General features: G+C 62.1%; 6 protein-coding genes. 1 reads left to right on the forward strand and 5 read right to left on the reverse strand.

From position 1 onward, the window contains the following. Positions 1 to 41: 41 nt before the first annotated feature. The 3 genes from ACE03M_RS09735 to ACE03M_RS09745 all read right to left on the reverse strand — a co-directional run bounded on the left by ACE03M_RS09735 (position 42) and on the right by ACE03M_RS09745 (position 2,021). A complete protein-coding gene (locus tag ACE03M_RS09735) occupies positions 42 to 254 on the reverse strand; it encodes an RNA-binding S4 domain-containing protein (RefSeq protein ID WP_143920566.1) in 213 nt (70 codons plus the stop codon). After that, the gene (locus ACE03M_RS09740; protein ID WP_485933795.1) at positions 254 to 1,093 is read right to left on the reverse strand and encodes a hypothetical protein; all 840 of its coding nucleotides are present in this window, start codon (positions 1,091 to 1,093) and stop codon (positions 254 to 256) included. Before ACE03M_RS09740 ends, ACE03M_RS09735 begins: the two co-directional genes overlap by 1 nt. Before the next feature lie 178 nt (positions 1,094 to 1,271). After that, the gene (locus tag ACE03M_RS09745) at positions 1,272 to 2,021 is read right to left on the reverse strand and encodes a TSUP family transporter (RefSeq protein ID WP_485933797.1); all 750 of its coding nucleotides are present in this window, start codon (positions 2,019 to 2,021) and stop codon (positions 1,272 to 1,274) included. Between the two features lie 52 nt (positions 2,022 to 2,073). Here ACE03M_RS09745 and ACE03M_RS09750 point away from each other — a divergent pair, with 52 nt between their 5' ends. Further along, a complete protein-coding gene (locus ACE03M_RS09750) occupies positions 2,074 to 2,847 on the forward strand; it encodes a DUF1707 SHOCT-like domain-containing protein (RefSeq protein ID WP_143920568.1) in 774 nt (257 codons plus the stop codon). A gap of 69 nt (positions 2,848 to 2,916) precedes the next feature. Here the strand turns inward: ACE03M_RS09750 and ACE03M_RS09755 are convergent, their stop codons facing one another. Together ACE03M_RS09755 and groL are read right to left on the reverse strand one after the other, a co-directional pair. Beyond that, positions 2,917 to 3,300 carry a nuclear transport factor 2 family protein gene (locus tag ACE03M_RS09755; RefSeq protein WP_485933799.1) on the reverse strand — a complete coding sequence of 128 codons (384 nt, stop codon included), beginning with the start codon at positions 3,298 to 3,300 and terminating at the stop codon, positions 2,917 to 2,919. 93 nt (positions 3,301 to 3,393) lie between these two features. Continuing rightward, positions 3,394 to 5,031, reverse strand: coding sequence for a chaperonin GroEL (gene groL / locus ACE03M_RS09760; protein WP_143920570.1), 1,638 nt, complete (start codon positions 5,029 to 5,031; stop codon positions 3,394 to 3,396). Positions 5,032 to 5,445: the final 414 nt, after the last annotated feature.

The following is a 5,445-nucleotide window of genomic DNA, read 5'->3' on the forward strand; positions in this document are numbered from 1 at the left end:
CCCCCCTTCTGCATCAGATGCTGTGTTCGTGATCGTAGGGCCTATTCGACCGAGACCTCGATGACCTCGCCTAGGGCTTCGACGGTGTCTCCGGGACGAATCGTGGCACCTCGGCGAGTTTCGACCTCACCATTGACCACGACTTCGCCGTCGGCAATCATGTCTTTGGCCATCGCGCCGTGTTCGGCGACACCATGGAGTTTGAGCAGCTGACCGAGCTTGATCGAATCGCCGCGGATCTCAATCGTCTCCATCAGAACAGGTCTCCAAGATCGAACCCGTCGCCGCCGAAGAGGCCACCTCCGTCTCCGCCGTCTCCGCCGCCGAAGAATCCGCCTCCGTCTCCGCCATCTCCACCGCCGGCATCGCCACCACCGGCGTCACCGCCGCCGGCGTCGCCATAGGCGCCGTCCCAGCCGCCGCCCATGCCGCCGAACATCATCGAGCCCATGAGGACGCCGGGCAGAAGCCCCGAACCTGCATAGGAGTTGAAGTATCCGCGGTTGTATTCGGCATAGGCAGGTCCTGCTTCCCAGTAGGCCCGGCGAGTATGTCCATCACCGGTCACGACCTTGCGGACGGCCGGTTCCGCACCCACTGCCACGCGCTCGGCGTCGGCGGCACAGACGGGAACAGGTCGCAGCTGGCCGCCGGCAGGCGCCCAGTCGATGTCTTCGACCGAGGGACCGTGCTGCGGGTTGAAGAAGCACGGGGGACGGCGCACGGGCAGAGGCTTTCCGTCAACGCGCGCACGCACGCATTTGGCGGCGTAGCGACCGTCTTCGAGGGCCTCGGTGACGCTGCGGATGTCGGAGGGCTCGTCGACGTTGTCGAGCGTCTCCTTGGCAATGTCGTAGGAATCCAAGGCCTGCTTGTAGTCCTGCGAGCCGCCGGTGTCGAGTTCGACTCCGGCGGTGAGGATATCGAGTTCGGCGACTTCCTCGCCGAAGGACGTGACATCCTCTTCGGCGGTCTTTGTCACCTGCTGGAGCTCGGCGGCGGCAAGCTCCTTCTTACGGTGTTTCTCCTTGCGGTAGCCAACGAAGAAGATGGTGCCGAGCACCACGAGTATTATCAGGAATACTGCTGCCACGATCTATGCCTCCCCAGCAAAACGAGTCACCAATCAGTATGCCGGACGAGTCTGACAAGCGACTGAACTGAAGCCTTGTGTCAGCTCAGTCCGCAGGCTCGAAATTCGCTCTCAGATGGGCGCTCAACGCGCTCACAACAGGCTCCCTTGCCTATAACACGAGGAGTCGGTAAGCCGTTCAGCCCAGGTGGATCAGCCCCTTGACGAGGGTCGCGATTCCCCCACCGAGGGCAAGGACGATCATAATGACTCGGGCAGTCGAGGAATCGATCTTCTTCGACATCCAATCCCCGCCGACGAGACCTGCGACGAGGACCGCCGCGATCCCGATCCAGGCAGGTGCTGCCAACTGCGGCCAGGCGCCGTGGTCGAACACGGCTTTGAAGACGATCGCCGAGGTGGTCCCGACGACGAGGAACGGCTGCAGGGTTGCGGCAAATGTCCGCTGTTCCCACTTCGTCAGTACAGCATAGGCGCTGACGGCAGGCCCGCCCGCTCCCGCGGCAGCCGACATCGTTCCCGAGAGGAAGCCGGTGGTGAACTTGGTTCCGAAATTCGCGGGCATCGTCTTGCCGATTCGGCCGATGACCATGGAGCTGCTGAGGGAGACGAGGATCAGCAGGCCGATCAGGATCTGCAGCGGTGGCGCTGGGAGCATTGCAGCCAGGAGGGCTCCGGGAATCGTGCCGATCAGTGCCCCCAGCGACAGCTTCCAGAAACTGCCCCATTCGACTTCTCGCCAGGTGCGGGCGAACACGGTGCCGCTGGCGACGATGCCGCAGATGTTGACGAGCACAACGCCGGAGAACGGGTCGAGCAGAAGCACGAGGAACGGCCCACTGACCAGGCCGAATCCCATTCCGGTGACCCGTTGCGAAACTGCCCCCAGGAACACCGCGAACACGATGAGCACGACGACGGGTTCCATTTGCACCATCATAGTTCAGACCCGCTATCTGGGCGGGGTTACAGTAAGTGTCATGAACAGTTCGCCACTGTGGTCACGATTCAGCGCGGATCCCCGCGCTCATGGGCAGGTGCGCGCTTCGGATGCCGATCGCGCAATCGTGGGCGATGTGCTGTCCGAGGCGTTTGCGCTGGGTCAGATCGACGCCGAGGAATTCGACGAACGCAGCGAGGCCGCCAACCGTCTGAAGACTCTGGGAGAGGTGCCCGATCTCGTGCAGGATCTCATCATCGCCGAGGCGGGCGAGGTCGCACCGGGAGAACTCGACGATTCAGCCCGTGCCCAAGCTCTTGCCCGCCTGAATGCTGATCGTATCCCGATCACTCCCGAGCAGATCGATGCGGCCGCGCAGAAGTACTACAAGGACCGCGTGCGAAATGTACTCCTGGGGATGTTCGCCGGTCCTGCCGGAATCACACTCGCCATCTGGGCCGCCACTTCATTCGCCGCGGGCGGGCTCATATTCTTCTGGCCGATATTCGTCATTCTTCCGATGCTCTTCGGCGCGATCTCACAGATCTCCAATAAGCAGAGCCTCATCCGCAACAGGAAGCGCGAGCTGACGAAGCGAGCCCGAGCGCAGTTAGGCGACGCTGAGGCCAAGCGTGAGCTTGAGGAACGCAGGAACGACGATGAGGACGAGGATTACGAAGACACCTTCGGCAACGGATTGCAGCCTCCGCACCCCTTGGCCCCTCCCTTCGCTCCGGGAGAGGTGGCTCCCAATGATGAGATGCGCAGGCGCCGCCGAGAGCGTCGTCATCGACGCAGGAACCCCTGGGACTGACCGACTCGTGACTGGCAGCGACGCGCTTAGGCGACGTCCCTGAACCTGTCCGCGCCCGGCTGGGGACGCTCAGGCGTGGAAGACCCGGATCTGAGCGAACTCTGTGGCCTTGTTGTTTCGGAACCAAAGCGTATGTGAGAAGTATCGGATGTCCTCGCCGTCGCTCGAATACTCCCATTGGCCCCAGGCCGCAGCTGCCTTGCCGTGAGTGATGGCTGCGTCGAGATGACCGGCCACGGGCTTCGAGTCAGCAATGCGCAGCAGTGCGTCGATGACTTCGTCGCGCCCGGTGCTGGTCTCGACTCCCCCGCCGCCCACGATCTGGAGGATGCAGTCCTCATCGACCACCTCGGCGAGGGCTTGTCTGTCTCCGATGATCAGATTCTCCTCGAACCTGGCGACGAACATGTTCTTCGGACTGTTTCCGCAGGATTCTGTGCCTGTGAAGTTCATGCCGTCCAGGCTACGGCACGGCCTTCGAACCGAGAAGAGCCGTGCCGGCACCCTTTCGGGCACCGGCACGGCTCTTCGAGTGAGAGGGGCTTATCAGAAGCCCATGCCACCCATTCCGTCCATGCCGGCAGCAGCTGCGTCAGCACCTGGTGCAGCCTTCTCAGGCTTGTCGGCGACAACCGACTCGGTGGTCAGGAACAGACCGGCGATCGAGGCGGCGTTCTGCAGAGCAGAGCGGGTCACCTTCACCGGGTCGTTGATGCCAGCGGCCAGCAGGTCCTCGTACTCACCGGTTGCGGCGTTGAGGCCGAATCCGGGTTCGAGGTTGGCGACCTTATCGGCAACCACACCGGCTTCGAGGCCGGCGTTGGTGGCGATCTGCTTGAGCGGAGCTTCGATGGCAACCTTGACGATGTTGGCACCGGTTGCCTCGTCACCCTCGAGAGTGAGGTTGGCGAAGGCAGTCTTGCCCGCCTGGATGAGTGAGACGCCGCCACCGGCGACGATTCCCTCTTCCACAGCAGCCTTGGCGTTGCGCACTGCATCTTCGATGCGGTGCTTGGTTTCCTTGAGCTCGACCTCGGTCGCGGCTCCGGCCTTGATGACTGCAACTCCGCCGGCCAGCTTGGCCAGACGTTCCTGCAGCTTCTCACGGTCGTAGTCGGAATCCGAGTTCTCGATCTCGGCACGGATCTGGGCGACCCGACCTGCGATCTCCTCGGCGTCTCCGGCACCCTCGACGATGGTGGTCTCGTCCTTGGTGATGACAACCTTGCGGGCGGTGCCCAGCAGTTCGGTGGTCACATTGTCGAGCTTGAGCCCGACTTCCTCGGACACGACCTGACCACCGGTGAGGATGGCGATGTCGGCCAGCTGAGCCTTGCGGCGATCTCCGAAGCCAGGAGCCTTGACGGCCACGGACTTGAAGGTGCCACGGATCTTGTTCAGCACGAGAACCGCGAGAGCTTCGCCCTCGACGTCTTCAGCGATGATGAACAGCGGCTTGTTGGACTGCTGAACCTTCTCGAGGATGGGCAGCAGATCCTTCACGTTCGAGATCTTGGAGTTGACGATGAGGATGTAAGGATCCTCAAGGACAGCTTCCTGGCGATCGGTGTCGGTGACGAAGTAACCGGAGATGTAGCCCTTGTCGAAGCGCATACCCTCGGTCAGTTCGAGCTCGAGTCCGAATGTGTTGGACTCCTCGACGGTGACGACGCCTTCTTTGCCGACCTTGTCGATGGCCTCGGCGATCAGTTCACCGATAGCAGGATCTCCAGCGGAGATACCGGCAGTCGCGGCGATCTGTTCCTTGGTCTCGATGTCGATGGCGTTCTCGAGCAGGACAGCGGTCACGGCTTCAACAGCCTTCTCGATGCCACGCTTGAGGCTGAGCGGATCAGCACCGGCTGCCACGTTGCGCAGTCCCTCGCGAACGAGCGCCTGAGCCAGAACGGTAGCGGTGGTGGTGCCGTCGCCAGCAACGTCGTCAGTCTTCTTGGCGACTTCCTTGACGAGCTCAGCGCCGATCTTCTCGTAGGGATCCTCGAGTTCGATCTCCTTGGCAATGGAGACACCATCGTTTGTGATGGTGGGTGCGCCCCACTGCTTTTCGAGCACGACATTGCGGCCACGGGGTCCAAGGGTTACCTTGACCGCGTCCGCAAGCTGGTTGAGACCTGCTTCGAGTCCCCGACGAGCTTCTTCGTCGAATGCAATCATCTTTGCCATAGTGGCTTAGATCCTCCCTGATGGAGTGGATTGGGAATCCAGAGCAATCGTCAGCGCCCGCGACGGCAGAGAGTGTGTCCGCATGTTCCATTCCACACATGGACCACGCTCTCGAAACGATTGATGAGAAACCCTAGGTTTTCACCAGTACTAGATTTAGCACTCTCCCCATGCGAGTGCAAATATTGCCGCCCACCTGCGCCTGCCGAAATGGCTGCCTCCCGCGTGTTTCCGCAGTTCGGCCCAGCGCGAAACTCCCGCACGTTCCACAGAGCGGACACGTGAGGCGGGTGCGCCAGGTGGATGCGAGGTGCGGACTCACCAGGTGGACGCACCGGAAAGCTGCTGCAAGGAGCCTGCCCCCGCAGAAGGGAAGCCGCCCCCGTAGAACTGAAAAGCGGCCAAGCAGTTGCC

It is taken from the genome of Brevibacterium sp. AGC70 (genome assembly GCF_057334195.1).

Coding starts and splice junctions, on each gene's coding strand:
- ACE03M_RS09735 (WP_143920566.1), bottom strand. CDS start 254: ATGGAGACGATTGAGATCCGCGGCGATTCGATCAAGCTCGGTCAGCTG.
- ACE03M_RS09745 (WP_485933797.1), bottom strand. CDS start 2,021: ATGGAACCCGTCGTCGTGCTCATCGTGTTCGCGGTGTTCCTGGGGGCA.
- ACE03M_RS09750 (WP_143920568.1), top strand. CDS start 2,074: ATGAACAGTTCGCCACTGTGGTCACGATTCAGCGCGGATCCCCGCGCT.
- ACE03M_RS09755 (WP_485933799.1), bottom strand. CDS start 3,300: ATGAACTTCACAGGCACAGAATCCTGCGGAAACAGTCCGAAGAACATG.
- groL (WP_143920570.1), bottom strand. CDS start 5,031: ATGGCAAAGATGATTGCATTCGACGAAGAAGCTCGTCGGGGACTCGAA.